We start from the raw sequence: 14,458 nt of genomic DNA, 5'->3' as shown, positions 1-14,458 counted from the left end.
GTGCATGTTTGCTGCAGGTGCGCCGCTGGGGGTAGGCACCGCCTAGTCGATGGCGATGAAGACGTTCTTGACCTCACTGAATGCGTCCAGTGCGTCCGGGCCTAGTTCACGCCCCAGCCCCGACTGCTTGTAGCCACCAAACGGCGTGGAATAACGGACCGACGCATGCGAATTCACCGAAAGGTTACCCGCGTCGATGCCTCTTGAGACCCGCAGGGCCCGCCCGACGTCGCGTGTCCAGATCGATCCGGAGAGACCGAACCTTGAATCGTTGGCGATCCGCAGCGCGTCGGCTTCATCCTCGAAAGGTACAACGGTGACCACCGGACCGAATATCTCCTCCTGCATCGATCGGGCCGAGGGATCGGTCGGTGTCAGCACCGTTGGCGCAAACCAGAAGCCCGGTCCCCCTGGCGCCGTTCCTTGGAAAGCCACCTCGGCAGTGGCCTTTCCCCGTGAATCGAAGACGAACGAGGAAACCGTATCGCGCTGGTTCGCGGAAATGAGCGGCCCCATTTGCGTCTCTGCCGCGCTGGGGTCGCCCACGCGAAAACCCTTGACGGCCGGCTCCAGGTACCCCATGAACTTCTCGTACGCACTTCGCTGGACCAGGATCCGTGAACGTGCACAGCAATCCTGGCCGGCATTGTCGAACACACCGTCCGGGGCGCTGGCCGCCGCTTTTTCAAGGTCGGCGTCGGCAAAGACGATATTTGCGCTCTTGCCGCCCAGTTCAAGGGTCACTCGCTTGACCTGCTCCGCGCAGCCGGCCATGATCCTCTTGCCGACTCCGGTAGACCCGGTGAAGACCACTTTTCGAACGGCGGGATGGGTCACAAACCGCTCCCCAACCACCGAACCCTTGCCTGGTATCACGGTGAAGACGCCTTCGGGGATGCCCGCTTCACGGGCAAGCTCGCCCAACCGAATGGCGGTCAAGGGCGTAAGCTCCGCGGGCTTGAGCACCACAGTGTTGCCTGCCGCCAGCGCCGGCGCGAAGCCCCAGGCGGCAATCGGCATGGGGAAATTCCACGGGACGATCACCCCGACCACACCCAGCGGCTCGTGGAAGGTCAAATCCACGCCGCCGGCTACCGGGATCTGCAATCCGGTGTGCCGTTCGGGCGCAGCGGAATAATACGTCAAGACATCGCGGACGTTTCCGGCCTCCCATCGGGCGTTGCCAATGGTGTGCCCTGCGTTGGAGACTTCCAGCGATGCCAGGTTTTCCATGTCGCCCTCCACCGCTGCGGCGAATCGGCGCAGCAGCAATGCCCGATCACTTGGCGCGACGTCCCGCCACGAGAGGAAGGCCTTGGCCGCGGCGTCGATGGCGCGGTCGGTTTGGTGCACATCGGCAAGCGCCACGTCTTGGATGGCGGTACCCGTGGCCGGATTGATGACGGTGAAGGTGCTCATGCAAGAGACTCCTGTTGTTGTTCATAGCGATATTTCCTGGCGGCCTCGACAAACCCCGCAAACAGCCGGGCATCACGGGGATTTTCCTCGGGATGAAATTGCACGCCCAACATCCAGCCGATCCCCGTGGGGCATTCAACGGCTTCGATGGTTCCATCCGATGCCCGCGCAGTGGCCACCAGGCCCTCGCCCAGCCTGTCCAGTGACTGGTGGTGGTAGCACGGTGCTTCTGCTGTGCCGCCGAGCAGCTCCCGTGCGAGCGTTGATGCCTCCGTGGTGAATTCAACGGTGCCAAACACCCCCGGCGACGGCTGGTAGTTGGATTTGGGCAGCACGTCCGGGACATGTTGGTGCAAGGTCCCGCCCAAGGCGACGTTCAGGATCTGCGCGCCGCGGCATATCGCGAACAGCGGGAGCCCCATCCCCAGCGCAACCCGCGTCAATCGAAGATCGTGCTCATCCCTGTCGGGCTGGGCAGCGGTCCGCGGATGCGCCGTCGCACCGTAGTTGGACGGGTCGACATCCACTCCTCCGATCACGATCAATCCGTCAAGGAGTTCCAGGACCGATTCATCGCTGCCCACCGGTGGCAGGAGGATGGGGGTGCCTCCGGCATCGGCCACGCCGGTGACATACTTGCCCGGGACGATGGCGGCTTGGGAGTTCCATACCCCCCAGGAGGCATCCTGCCAGTACGTGGTCAGCCCGATCCGTGGCCGATAGCTTTTTTCCATGGCCATTAGTGTCGCTCGAATCCGCGGCGCACTTCCCAATCGGTGATCGAGGAGTTGAACGCCTCGATTTCCACGTCGGCATAGTGGGTGTAGTGATCGACCACTTCCTGGCCAAAGACCTCCACGGCGATCTCGGAGTTTGCGAACAGTTCACGGGCCTCGGCCATGGTGCGCGGCACGTGCAACGCATCTGACTCATAGGCGTTGCCATCGATCTTCCCGGGCAGTTCGAGCTGATGCTTGATCCCGTAGAGCCCACCGGCCAGCATTGCCGAAAGTGCCAGGTACGGGTTCGCGTCCGCGCCCGGCAGCCTGTTCTCCATGCGTGCGGAATGCCCCTTGCCCACGAGACGAACAGAGCAGCTGCGGTTGTCCATTCCCCAGGCGACCGCGGTCGGGGCGAAGGAACCCTTGGCGAAACGCTTGTATGAATTGATGTTCGGTGCGTAAAAGATCGTGAAGTCACGCATCGTCGCCAGCACGCCGGCGATGAAATGGTCATAGAGTGCTGTGCGTTCACCCTTCTCGGCATCCCAGAAAGCCAAACTTCCGTCAAGGCCACGCAGGGACATGTGGATGTGGCACGAGGAACCGTCACGCTCGTTGGGCTTGGCCATGAAGGTAATCGACTCCCCTCGCTGGGAGGCCATCTGCTTGGCGGAGAGTTTGTAGAAAGTGTGGTTGTCGGCGGTGGTCAGTACGTCGTCGTACCTGAAAGCGATCTCATGCTGGCCGAGATTGCACTCGCCCTTCGCTGATTCAACGATCATCCCTGCTTCATGCATGGCATTGCGGATATCCCGGAGAAGAGGTTCCACGCGCATTGATCCCAAGATGGAGTAATCGACGTTGTAGAGGTTGGCAGGGGTGAGGTTCAGATAGTTCCCCTTCTGCGCGTCCTCGTAGCTCGTGTTGTAGATCATGAATTCCAGTTCGGTTCCGGCTACGGCCTTGAACCCGAGCTTTTCGGCCTTCTCCTGCTGTGTTCGCAGCAGGCTGCGCGGGGACACTTCCACTCGTTCACCGGTGGTGTAATTCAAATCGGTCTGGATCATCACCGTCTTGTCCAAGTACGGAACGTGGCGGATTGTGTCCAGATCAAGGTCGAAGACCATATCGCCGTAGCCCTTGTCCCAGCTGGTCATGGCATAGCCCTCGACGGTGCGCATCTCGGTGTCGACCGCCAACAAGTAGTTGCAGGCCTCGGAGCCGTCTTCGAGTGCGGAGTCCACAAAGAATCCTCCGTGAATGACTTTTCCTTGCAGCCGGCCTTGCATGTCGGTAAACGACAAGATGACGCTGTCGACTTCACCGGCGCGCACTGCTTGGCGCAGCTGCTCGACGGTGAGCATCTTCTCGCTCCTGGGATGTGGATTCATGGACATGGATTCCTCAACAATCGTGGGTTTCGTCATGGTTTTACTTCAGATCTGTTTCTTGATTTTGCAGTAGGGCGAATTCCTCTTCGGGTGCGCTGGCGACCAAGCGGTGGCGGCTGTAGAACCAAAAGTAGCCGATCGCTGCCAAGAAGATGCTTGCTGTAATACTCGCGGCCACAACGTCGACGACGAAGGTGGCACACAGTGCGACGACCGCAAGCACCAGGGCAACTCCCGTGGTGACGGCCCCTCCGGGAGTCCGGTACCCGCGGGGAAGGTCCGGCTCCTTGATACGCAGCATGATGTGGCTCAGGTTAAGCAAGACGTAGGAGAGGGTGGCACCAAATACCGCGATATTGATCAGCAGGCCACCGTTGCCGGTGATGGCCGCCAGGAGAAAACCAATGGTTCCCGGGACCAGCAGTGCCACCCACGGTGTGTTGCGCGATGACGTCAGCGAGAGCATTTTCGGAAGGTATCCAGCGCGCGAGAGTGCGAAAAGCTGCCGTGAGTAGGCAAAGACGATCGAGAAGAAGCTAGCAACCAGTCCGGCAAGCCCCGCGTAATTGACGATGTCGGCCACCAAAGCATTTTCCCCATAGGCCGCTCGAAGGGCCTCGGGCAGCGGGGATTCGGAGCTACTCATAGCCGCCGCCCCTGCAGTACCGGGCACCAAGATCAGCATGGTTGCCCCCGAGACGACCAGGAACAAGACAGCAACGATAATGCCACGCGGCATGTCCTTCACCGGATCGGCTGTTTCCTCGGCAGCCAGCGGAACACCTTCGACGGCAAGGAAGAACCAGATGCCAAAGACCAACGCAGCCAGCACACCCGAAACCCCGAAAGGCAGGAAGGCGCTGGAACCAACGGAACCGTCGGGGATGATGTCGAACAACTTGGCAGCCTCGAAGTGGGGCAGTAGGGCGATAGCCGTAATAACGAGGGCCACGACGGCAATGGCGGTGATACCGAAAATTAATTTGAGCGCTTCCCCTACACCCCACAGGTGGATGCCGATGAAGACTACGTAGGTCACCAGGTACACGGGCCATGAATTGGTCAGCCCGAACAGGCCGAGGGCTTCGATGTAGCCGCCGATGAAGGTGGCAATAGCTGCCGGAGCGACTGCGTACTCGATCAGCACGGCCATTCCCGTTGCGAAACCACCCAATGGGCCAAGTGCCCGGCGAGCGAAACCGTATCCTGCTCCTGCTGTGGGCAAGGTTGATGAAAGCTCAGCGAGACCAAACACCATGCAGGTGTACATCAAGCCCATCAAGATGAAAGCGATGAGTAGGCCACCCCATCCACCAACCGCAAGCCCGAGGTTCCAACCTGAGAAGTCACCCGAAACCACGTACGCAATGCCGAGGCCAGCCAGCAACACCCAGCCAGCAGCCCCGCGCTTGAGCTGACGATGCTTAAGGTAATCCTTGTCCACCTTGCTGTATTCGATACGGGATGTTCGTGCCATGAGTGCCTCGCTGTTTTTTGAAGGTTTCAACCGCGCTAACCGAACATCAATGGAACGTTTTCAGTCCATTGAACTGAATCAAGAGTGACTCCTATCACTCGATGGTGTCAAGGGTTCGACAAAAACACCTTCCTCAAGAGCAGTGCGCATAGTGCTCTTCCAAGGGTTCATGGCATGCTGAGAAGATGGCAACGATAGACGGGACTCCCACAGAGATCGACCCCAAGTACCGTCTTCTAGGAATGGCCCGCAAAGGAAACGCCTTCGAGGAAACCGTGGAGCAGCTCCTTCGTGGAATCAAAATCGGAATCTTCGCACCCGGAGAACGACTACCCGCCGAGCGCGAACTTGCCGAAGCCTTGGGCGTATCTCGCGCAACGTTGCGCGACGCACTTGCTGAACTGCAAAAGGCGCAATATCTAACCATTCAACGAGGCCGCTACGGTGGTGCTTTCGTAACAGACACTCCCCCGGCCCGAAGCGAGATCCTTGGATGGCAAGACCACGAACTGGTAGAGGACGTACTCGCGTTTCGCTCAGTGGTTGAGCCCGCAGCAGCTGCGATGGCAGCTGATTCATCGCTCACGGCCGCACAGCGGACCAGCCTGCTGGATGCCCTCAACGCTGTCTCAAATGCTACTCCCGGCCAGTACAGGCCGCTGGACGCCCGCCTGCATATCTGCATCGCTGAACTAACGCCCTCAAGAAGACTGGCCGCCGCCGTTGCCGAAGCCCGGGCGGCAACCAGCGATCTGCTGGACCGTATTCCCTTCTTGGAACGAAACATCGAGCACTCCGAGGAGCAACACCGAGCCATTGTCGATGCGATCCTCGGCGGGAACCCGGCAAGCGCACGCACCCTCATGGAAGAGCACCTGGCAGGGACAACGGCGCTGCTGCGCGGTTTTCTCGCGGGAGAGCGCCAGACCCACAACGATTAGACCGCCTCCGGGGCGCTGCCGCAGGCTCAAGACCCTTCGCCCAAAGGTGTCCGCACCATCTCGGGGGTAGGTGCAGGCCCATGTGCGCAGCAGGATCCATCACCTAAGCGCCAGGTATTCAAGCAGCTGTCAATCAACTGATTGACAGCATGCCACATCACGGTGTTTGCTAGGTCACAGGAGCCAATCGATTGATTGGCTCACCCTCCACAATCGGCAATGGAGCCCACCGTGAACATCGCCAAGGTACAGCAGGCAGCCGTGCTCCTGTTTGCCCGGCAGGGCTTTGCCGCCACGGGCATCCGCGAACTCGGAGCCGCCGCCGGAATCAACTCGGCAACGCTCTACCACTACGCCGGCAGCAAAGAAGAGCTGTTGGTCCAGGTGATGCGCACCTGCCTTGAAGCGATGATCAACTCGGGTGCCTCTGCCCTGCGGATCAGCGCCGAGCCAACTATCCAACTCGCCGCACTGGTTTCCTCGCATGTGGGATTTACCGCCACCAACCCACTGACCGCACGGGTCGCCGAATACGAGATGCGCGCGCTTTCACCGGTAAACACCACGGCAATGCAGAAGCTGCGCGATGACTACGAATCGCTCTTCGCCCAGGTGCTCGAGCGCGGGATGCGTGTTGGTGACTTCTCCACCGAGGACACGACCATGGCGCGTCTGGCCCTGATGGAAATGGGAACCGGGGTGGCCCACTGGTACCGCCCCGACGGACGACTCGCCCTGGCCGAGGTCCAGCACAACTTCGTTGCCATGGCCTTCAAGATCCTCTCCGCCAAGCGCAGCCTGTTGGAGGGCATCGACTACATACACCCACCGCCCGTTGTGGCAAGCGAACCGATCAGTATCCCGTGGCCAACCCTTGCCTAAATCCGCGCGCCACGTCATCGAGGAAAGAGGATCCATGGAAACACTGCCCAGCACAATCGATGCTGCAGACCCCGGCTTCCTGAAGAACGCAGCCGAGCAGTCGGCGCTGGTCAAAGAACTGCGCCAACGCCTGGCGAGAGCGGCACGTGGAGGATCCGAGAAGTCCCGTCAACGACACGTGGACCGCGGCAAGCTCCTGCCTCGCGACCGCGTGGATTCACTGCTGGATGTCGGCTCCCCCTTCCTTGAAATCGCACCGTTGGCCGCCGAGGGCATGTATGGCGGGGACATTCCCGGGGCCGGGTTGATCACCGGGATCGGCCTGGTCCACGGACGCTACGTGATGGTGGTGTGCAACGACGCCACCGTCAAGGGCGGAACCTACTTCCCGATGACCGTGAAGAAGCACTTGCGTGCCCAGGAAATCGCCCTGGAAAACGCTCTTCCCTGCATCTACCTCGTCGATTCGGGTGGAGCGTTCCTTCCCATGCAGGACGAGGTCTTCCCGGACCGGGACCACTTCGGGCGGATCTTCTTCAACCAGGCCAAACTCTCCGCAGCCAAGATCCCGCAAATTGCCGCGGTACTTGGTTCATGCACCGCAGGCGGTGCCTACGTGCCGGCAATGAGCGACGAGACGGTGATCGTGCGCAACCAGGGAACCATCTTCCTCGGTGGTCCCCCGTTGGTGAAGGCGGCCATCGGCGAAGTGGTCAGCGCCGAGGAACTCGGCGGCGGGGACCTGCACGCCAAAGTTTCCGGCGTGGTGGATCACCTGGCCGAGAACGACGCCCACGCCATCTCCATCGTCCGGGACATCACCGAAACTTTGCCACCGAGCGGATCGCCGGTCTGGGACCGCATCGTAGAGGTCACCGAACCGCTGGCGAATCCAGCGGAGATCTACGGTGCTGTGCCCACTGACGTGAATGCCTCCTACGACGTGCACGAGGTCATTTCCCGGGTCGTCGATGGCAGCATGTTCCACGAGTTCAAGGAAAACTACGGCACCACCCTTGTCACCGGATTCGCGCGCATCCATGGGCACAGGGTCGGAATCGTTGCCAACAACGGTGTGCTGTTTTCCGAATCCGCGCTCAAGGGAGCCCACTTCATCGAACTCTGCGACCAGCGCGGCATCCCGCTGATCTTCCTGCAGAACCTCTCCGGCTTCATGGTCGGACGGGACTACGAGGCCGGAGGCATCGCCAAGCACGGCGCCAAGATGGTCACCGCCGTGGCCACCGCCCGGGTCCCCAAGCTCACCATCATCATCGGCGGGTCCTTCGGGGCCGGAAACTACTCGATGTGCGGGCGTGCCTACTCCCCGCGGTTTTTGTGGATGTGGCCGGCAGCCCGGATCTCGGTCATGGGAGGAAACCAGGCCTCCTCCGTGCTGGCCACCGTCAAGCGCGACGGGATTGAGGCCGAAGGCGGCACCTGGAGCCCCGAGGAGGAAGAGGCATTCAAGGAACCGCTCAAGACCCAATACGAGGACCAGGGAAACCCGTACTACTCCACCGCCCGGCTCTGGGACGACGGGGTCATCGACCCGATGGATACCCGCAGGGTGCTGGGCATGGCCCTGGATGTCGCCTCCACCCAACCATTGCCGGAAACCTCCTTCGGAATCTTCAGGATGTGATGCACCATGACCACCAAACTTTTTGACACGGTCCTTGTGGCAAACCGAGGGGAAATCGCCGTCCGGGTGATCCGCACGCTGCGAACCATGGGCATCTTCTCGGTGGCCATCTACTCCGACGCCGATGCCGACGCCCGCCACGTGCGCGAGGCGGACACCGCCATCCGGGTTGGCGGCTCCCCCGCCACCGAGAGCTACCTCAACATCGAAAACATCATTGCCGCTTGCCAGGCCTCCGGCGCCCAGGCCGTGCACCCCGGCTACGGGTTCCTTTCGGAAAACGTCGCCTTCGCCAGGGCATTGAAGGACGCAGGGATCACCTTCATCGGCCCCGGCATTGACGCGCTGCTGCTCATGGGCGACAAGATCCGCTCCAAGAACCACGTCTCGGCCCACGACGTCCCGGTAACACCGGGCATCGCAGAGCCCGAGCTCAGCGACGATGAACTTATCGATGCGGCGGCCGACATCGGCTTCCCGGTGCTCATCAAGCCCTCGGCCGGCGGCGGCGGCAAGGGAATGGTCGCCGTAAATTCGCCCGAGGCCCTGCCGGAGGCCCTGGCCAGCGCCCGGCGCACCGCGCAAAGCTCCTTCGGGGATGACACCTTGTTCCTCGAACGCCTGGTTCGCAGCCCGAGGCACATCGAGGTGCAGATCCTTGCCGACACCCACGGGAGCACCGTGTACCTGGGGGAACGCGAATGCTCGCTGCAGCGCCGGCACCAGAAGGTCATTGAGGAAGCTCCCTCCCCGCTGCTGGAGAAGAATCCGGACGGGGCACGCATCCGCGCTGAGATCGGTGCCGCCGCGGTGGCTGCCGCGGCGTCGGTGAACTACGTGGGTGCCGGGACCGTTGAGTTCCTGATCTCCGACGAGGCGCCGGGCGAATTCTTCTTCATGGAAATGAACACCCGGCTACAGGTCGAACACCCCGTCACCGAAGAAGTGGTGCGCGTGGACGGCGAGCGCCTGGACCTCGTCGAAGCACAGGTGCGCATTGCCGCAGGCCTGCCCCTGGGCTTCACCCAGGAGCAGGTCTCCCTGCACGGGCATGCCATAGAAGCCCGGGTGTATGCCGAGGACCCGTCGCGCGACTTCATGCCTTCCACCGGCAGGTTGCTGCGCGTGGCCGAACCGGGAGGGGAACACGTACGGGTGGATTCCTCCCTGGCCACCGGCCTGGTCATCTCCCCGCACTACGACCCGATGCTGGCCAAGGTCATTGCCTGGGGACCGGAGCGAGACACCGCTTTGGAACGCCTCGACGCGGCACTGTCGCGGACCGAGATCCTAGGTGTGCACACCAACATCGAATACCTGCGCCTGCTCCTTGCCGACCCCGACGTGCTCGCCGGGAACCTCGACACCACTCTGATTGAACGCAAGATGCCCTCGATGGCCTTCGGTTCGTTCGGCAACACCGAGCTGGTGCTTGCCGCCGCGCTTCAGCTGGCGCGCCAACCAGTCCACGGCGGAACCTGGCAGGTTCCGGACTCCTGGAGGCTGGGCACCCCAGCGGTCCTCACCACCACGCTCGAGGTCAACGACAAAACCATCACACTCTCATCGATTCCCTCGGGCACCGGGCGCACCTTCAGCCTGGACGGAGAGGAATTCGAGGTTGCCCACCTGCCCGGCGGCGCGGTTTCCGTCAACGGGATGCTCCGTCACCTGGACACGGCGTTCGGAAACGATTCAACGCTGTGGATGGGGCACAACGGCTGGGTCGGATCCATCGGGTTCCTGGACCGGGAAGCGTTGCTGCACCGCGAACTGGCCACCAGGGACCACCCGGCCGGGGAGGCATCCCCCGAGGTGCGCTCCCCCATGCCCGGCACCGTCATCGCGGTGGGCATCAGCGACGGCCAACGGGTTGAGACGAACCAGATCCTCGTGACGATCGAGGCCATGAAGATGGAACACCACCTGCGCTCCCCCGCAGCGGGAACAGTGGACATCGGGCGGTTGCGGGTCGGAGACCTAGTCAAGGCAAACCAGATCCTAGCGACCCTGTCCTACAACACCGAGGAGGAAGAAGCATGAGCACCTTCACCATGGGACCATCCATCCTGTTCTGCCCGGCGGATCGGCCCGACCGCTACGCCAAGGCCCTTCAACGCGCCGATGCGGTGATCCTTGATCTCGAGGATGCGGTGGCGCCGGAAAACCGGGAGCGGGCCCGCACCTGCTTGGTGGGGAACCCGTTGGATCCGGCACGCACCATCGTGAGGGTGAACCCGGTGGGGAGCGACGACTTCGCCGCCGATATCAAGGCCTTGTCATCCACGGGGTACACCACCATCATGCTGGCCAAGACCGAGGATCCACGGGACCTGGCCAAGATCCCCGGCTATCGCGTGGTGGCCCTGTGCGAGACCGCCCTGGGCATCCTCAACGCCCCGGCCATTGCCGCTGCAACCAATGTCGTGGCATTGATGTGGGGTGCCGAGGACCTTGTCGCTTCCCTCGGGGGCTCGTCCTCGCGAAACGACTCGGGAACGTACCGAAATGTTGCCCTCCATGCCAGGTCCCAGGTCTTGCTGGCCGCCGGCGCGCACGGCAAGGCTGCGATCGATTCGGTTTACATCGACATCCCCGACCACGAAGGACTGCTGGCCGAATCCATCGACGCGGCCGCCTCGGGCTTTAGAGCCAAGGCTTCCATCCATCCCGGGCAAATGCCGATCATCCGCATGGCCTTCACCCCCACCTCCGAACAGGTCCAGCGGGCCCAACAGATCCTTGACGCAGCGCAAGGGGCCAGCGGCGTGTTCACGTTTGAGGGCAAGATGGTCGATGAGCCCTTGTTGCGACATGCCCGTGCCACCGTGGCCCTATCCGATGCCTTGCATCACTCCCTTCGGGACAACCCGGAGGAATGAATCACCCGCGAGCGGGAAATCCCCGACTCGTGCCACGCACATGGTGGCCTAGATTGGAAACCCCAGCACGCAGCAAACACCAAGAGAGCCGCAATGACCCAACTTCTCGACCTTGAGCAATTACTCTCCGATCCTGTGGTTGCCGCCCTCGCCAGGGCCGAGGAAACCGCCTGGTTCAGCCAAAGCCCCACCCCAAGCGCAGCAGCGATCGAAGCTTCCGGCATCGACCCGGCAATCACTGCCGATGCCCGGGCGCGCTTCGGTCGCTTTGCCCCGTGGTTTGCCGAACGTTTCCCGGACACCAGACCCACCCACGGCATCCTGGAATCCCCGTTGGTTGGCATTCCCGAGATGCAACGCGAACTGGGCACCCGATTCGGTCGCGAGCTGCCGGGCAAGCTGTGGCTCAAGCGCGATGACCTGCTTCCGGTCAGCGGGTCCATCAAGGCGCGCGGAGGGATCCACGAGGTCCTCCAGGTCGCCGAACGCATCGCCATGGACGCAGGGATGATGACCCCGGCCGATGACGCCCGGGTGTTGATGGCCCCGGGTGTGAAGGAACTTTTCGCGCAGCACGGCATTGCCGTGGGTTCGACGGGAAACCTAGGCCTGTCGATCGGCATTGTTGCCTCCGAGCTAGGATTCAAGACCACCGTGCACATGTCACTCGATGCGCGTGCCTGGAAAAAGGACCTACTGCGCTCCCGCGGCGTCACCGTGGTGGAGCACGATGGCGACTTCTCCGACGCGGTCGCCGCCGGGCGCCGCACCGCTGCGGAAGATCCCGGCGTATGGTTCGTCGATGACGAATCCTCATTGAGCCTGTTCGCCGGATACTCCGCGGCCGGGGACAGGCTCGCCGGCCAATTGGCATCCCTGGAAGTCACTGTCGATCAAACGCACCCGCTGATCGTCCATTTGCCGTGCGGCGTGGGTGGAGGACCGGGCGGGGTGACCTTTGGCTTGAAGCAGGCATTCGGTGACGCCGTGCACGCCATCTTTGCCGAACCGGTCAATGCCCCCTGCATGTCATTGGGTGTGCGCACCGGTCTGCACGATTCCATTTCCGTCACGGACATCGGCCTGGACGGGGTTACCGCTGCAGACGGCTTGGCAGTGGGCCGCCCCTCGCGACTTGTCGGGGAACACCTGCAACAGATGATCGACGGATTCGTGACGCTCACCGACGAGCGAATGAAGGCCTTCCAAGGTCTTCTGCACAACATCGAAGGCATCGACATTGAGCCCTCCGCGGCTGCCGGCTTTGCAGGCCCGTGGAGGATTCTGCAGAATGCGGCCTACCGCAGCGCGTTCGGACTCGACGACGAAAAAATGGCCAACGCCACCCACATCGTGTGGGCCACGGGCGGTTCCATGGTTCCGCTTCAGGAAATGGCCTCTTACGTGGCCGAAGGCCAAAGGCTGGCCACCGAGATTTCTTGGGCCTGATCGAACCAACACGCATGATGCCAAAGACGGTCTCCCGCAAAAAGGGATACCACAGCGGCGGGCGTGGAGTTCTTGTATTTTCGTCTGGTCAACGGCTTGAAACTGCCTGCGGCGATCGGCCTGGAGCCCAGTCGGAGAAGCAGCAGCAGCCCAGCTGGACAGCGCCCGCATTCCTGCGCCAGCTTCCCGTGCATCCGACGTAGACTCGCACCAATACGCAGTGACGGCACCCGCCAACCTGAGAAGAAAGGCCACCCATGAAGATCACCGGTGCAGTTCTTGAAGCCTCCGGCGCCACCCGCCCCTATGCCCAGTCGCGTCCGATCTCGATCTGCGAGGTTGATCTTGCAGATCCGGGTCCGATGGAGGTGCTGATCAAGATCGAGGCGGCCGGGGTGTGCCACTCGGATCTTTCAGTGGTCAATGGGGACCGCCCGCGCCCGCTGCCCATGCTTCTGGGCCACGAGGCCGCAGGCATTGTGGTGGCGCTCGGTAGCGGTGTCACCGACCTCGAGGTGGGGCAACGGGTGGTCACGGTGTTCCTGCCCCGGTGTGGCCAATGCAAAAACTGCCAAACGAACGGCAAGCTTCCGTGCAGTGTTGGCACCGAATCCAATGGCGAGGGATCCCTGATGGGCGGCACCCAAGCCCTGAGCCGCGACGGGGCCACGGTGTGGCATCACGTCGGCGTTTCCGCCTTTGCCACCCATGCCCTGCTGCACCGCAATTCCTTGGTCGCCGTTGAGCGCGATGTTCCCCCTGCAGTGGCCGCTGTGCTGGGCTGCGCGGTGCTGACCGGTGGCGGTGCGGTCATCAATGCCGGAAAGCCACAGCCCGGGGACACCATCGCGGTGGTGGGGCTGGGCGGAGTGGGCATGGCCGCGTTGTTGGTGGCGGCCGCGATTGCCTCCGAGTGGGAAAGTCCCGCGAAAATCATCGGAATCGATGCAAATCCCGATAAATTATCGGTGGCGCTCGAGCTGGGTGCGACAGAGGTATACACCCCGGCCGACATTGAAGACCTGGGCCTGCGCGCCGATGTCGTCATCGAAGCAGCCGGGCACCCACGGGCGTTCGAGACCGCTGTGCGGATCACTGCACCGGGCGGAAGCACCGTCACCGTGGGTTTGCCCGCCCCTGGCGCCTTGGCCTCCATCGATCCGCTCGGCCTGACCGCCGAGGCACGCACCGTCATCGGCTCCTATCTGGGCTCCGCCGTTCCTGCCCACGACATCCCGAAGTATGCACAACTGTGGCGTGATGGACGGCTTCCCGTTGAGCGGCTGACCTCCTCGGTGATCACGCTGGATCAGATCAATGAGGCAATGGATGCGCTCTCCGACGGGCAGACGATCCGACAGATCATCGTGTTCGAATGAGCCTGACGCCCACCGGCACCATCGCAGCGCCAGGCGTACGAGTAGATGGCTTCCACGTATCCGGCGGGCAGGCCGGCCCCCGATGCCCAGCCCATCAGGACGTGGATGGTTTCGGCCGGGCTGGGCTTCTGCACGGCGGTGGCGACGTCGTCGTCGTCGATCGAGGCGTACCAAATAAGTGGACGCGCCGGCTGGGGATCGGCAAGCAGACTGTTCCAGACCAGGCTATCGATCCACGTTCCGTGTTCAAACGCCGCGACTTTTTCCCCAA

General features: G+C 62.4%; 11 protein-coding genes. 7 read left to right on the top strand and 4 right to left on the bottom strand.

The genetic code is table 11. The features are described 5' to 3' along the window. Positions 1-42: 42 nt before the first annotated feature. The 4 genes from ABEA12_RS14445 to eat are packed head-to-tail and all read right to left on the bottom strand — an operon-like array spanning position 43 to position 5,009. Complete coding sequence (locus ABEA12_RS14445) at positions 43-1,419, bottom strand: aldehyde dehydrogenase family protein (RefSeq protein ID WP_210099430.1); 1,377 nt, start codon at positions 1,417-1,419, stop codon at positions 43-45. After that, positions 1,416-2,159: a gamma-glutamyl-gamma-aminobutyrate hydrolase family protein gene (locus tag ABEA12_RS14440; RefSeq protein ID WP_345468732.1), complete on the bottom strand. Its 744-nt coding sequence runs from the start codon at positions 2,157-2,159 to the stop codon at positions 1,416-1,418. The genes ABEA12_RS14445 and ABEA12_RS14440 overlap by 4 nt, the downstream gene beginning before the upstream one ends. Beyond that, on the bottom strand, positions 2,159-3,568 hold the full coding sequence (locus tag ABEA12_RS14435) for a glutamine synthetase family protein (protein WP_425571786.1): 1,410 nt from the start codon (positions 3,566-3,568) through the stop codon (positions 2,159-2,161). Before ABEA12_RS14435 ends, ABEA12_RS14440 begins: the two co-directional genes overlap by 1 nt. A gap of 4 nt (positions 3,569-3,572) precedes the next feature. Then, positions 3,573-5,009: an ethanolamine permease gene (gene eat / locus ABEA12_RS14430; protein WP_210099429.1), complete on the bottom strand. Its 1,437-nt coding sequence runs from the start codon at positions 5,007-5,009 to the stop codon at positions 3,573-3,575. A gap of 185 nt (positions 5,010-5,194) precedes the next feature. Between eat and ABEA12_RS14425 the strand changes: the two genes are divergently transcribed. The 7 genes from ABEA12_RS14425 to ABEA12_RS14395 all read left to right on the top strand — a co-directional run bounded on the left by ABEA12_RS14425 (position 5,195) and on the right by ABEA12_RS14395 (position 14,187). Further along, positions 5,195-5,950: a FadR/GntR family transcriptional regulator gene (locus tag ABEA12_RS14425; RefSeq protein ID WP_345468730.1), complete on the top strand. Its 756-nt coding sequence runs from the start codon at positions 5,195-5,197 to the stop codon at positions 5,948-5,950. 231 nt (positions 5,951-6,181) lie between these two features. Then, positions 6,182-6,832 (top strand): TetR/AcrR family transcriptional regulator, encoded by a 651-nt coding sequence (locus ABEA12_RS14420; protein ID WP_210099428.1) that lies wholly within the window; start codon positions 6,182-6,184, stop codon positions 6,830-6,832. A gap of 34 nt (positions 6,833-6,866) precedes the next feature. Next, positions 6,867-8,477 (top strand): carboxyl transferase domain-containing protein, encoded by a 1,611-nt coding sequence (locus tag ABEA12_RS14415; protein WP_210099427.1) that lies wholly within the window; start codon positions 6,867-6,869, stop codon positions 8,475-8,477. 6 nt (positions 8,478-8,483) lie between these two features. After that, positions 8,484-10,520, top strand: a complete 2,037-nt coding sequence (locus tag ABEA12_RS14410) for an acetyl/propionyl/methylcrotonyl-CoA carboxylase subunit alpha (RefSeq protein WP_210099426.1) — start codon at positions 8,484-8,486, stop codon at positions 10,518-10,520. Then, a complete protein-coding gene (locus tag ABEA12_RS14405) occupies positions 10,517-11,359 on the top strand; it encodes an HpcH/HpaI aldolase/citrate lyase family protein (RefSeq protein ID WP_210099425.1) in 843 nt (280 codons plus the stop codon). Before ABEA12_RS14410 ends, ABEA12_RS14405 begins: the two co-directional genes overlap by 4 nt. A gap of 93 nt (positions 11,360-11,452) precedes the next feature. Then, on the top strand, positions 11,453-12,808 hold the full coding sequence (dsdA, locus tag ABEA12_RS14400) for a D-serine ammonia-lyase (RefSeq protein ID WP_210099424.1): 1,356 nt from the start codon (positions 11,453-11,455) through the stop codon (positions 12,806-12,808). A gap of 257 nt (positions 12,809-13,065) precedes the next feature. Then, positions 13,066-14,187 (top strand): alcohol dehydrogenase catalytic domain-containing protein, encoded by a 1,122-nt coding sequence (locus tag ABEA12_RS14395; protein WP_210099423.1) that lies wholly within the window; start codon positions 13,066-13,068, stop codon positions 14,185-14,187. The last annotated feature ends 271 nt before the right edge of the window (positions 14,188-14,458 follow it).

Source organism: Paeniglutamicibacter antarcticus (assembly GCF_039544305.1).
Lineage (GTDB): Bacteria > Actinomycetota > Actinomycetes > Actinomycetales > Micrococcaceae > Paeniglutamicibacter > Paeniglutamicibacter antarcticus_C.
Note: the sequence above shows the minus strand (reverse complement) of the source record. Positions and strands in the feature narration are given on the sequence as shown.

Excerpts from the sequence above, each read along its gene's own strand:
- ABEA12_RS14435 (WP_425571786.1), bottom strand. The coding sequence starts at position 3,568 with ATGACGAAACCCACGATTGTTGAGGAATCCATGTCCATGAATCCACAT.
- ABEA12_RS14405 (WP_210099425.1), top strand. The coding sequence starts at position 10,517 with ATGAGCACCTTCACCATGGGACCATCCATCCTGTTCTGCCCGGCGGAT.
- eat (WP_210099429.1), bottom strand. The coding sequence starts at position 5,009 with ATGGCACGAACATCCCGTATCGAATACAGCAAGGTGGACAAGGATTAC.
- ABEA12_RS14415 (WP_210099427.1), top strand. The coding sequence starts at position 6,867 with ATGGAAACACTGCCCAGCACAATCGATGCTGCAGACCCCGGCTTCCTG.
- dsdA (WP_210099424.1), top strand. The coding sequence starts at position 11,453 with ATGACCCAACTTCTCGACCTTGAGCAATTACTCTCCGATCCTGTGGTT.
- ABEA12_RS14410 (WP_210099426.1), top strand. The coding sequence starts at position 8,484 with ATGACCACCAAACTTTTTGACACGGTCCTTGTGGCAAACCGAGGGGAA.
- ABEA12_RS14425 (WP_345468730.1), top strand. The coding sequence starts at position 5,195 with ATGGCAACGATAGACGGGACTCCCACAGAGATCGACCCCAAGTACCGT.
- ABEA12_RS14445 (WP_210099430.1), bottom strand. The coding sequence starts at position 1,419 with ATGAGCACCTTCACCGTCATCAATCCGGCCACGGGTACCGCCATCCAA.
- ABEA12_RS14395 (WP_210099423.1), top strand. The coding sequence starts at position 13,066 with ATGAAGATCACCGGTGCAGTTCTTGAAGCCTCCGGCGCCACCCGCCCC.
- ABEA12_RS14440 (WP_345468732.1), bottom strand. The coding sequence starts at position 2,159 with ATGGCCATGGAAAAAAGCTATCGGCCACGGATCGGGCTGACCACGTAC.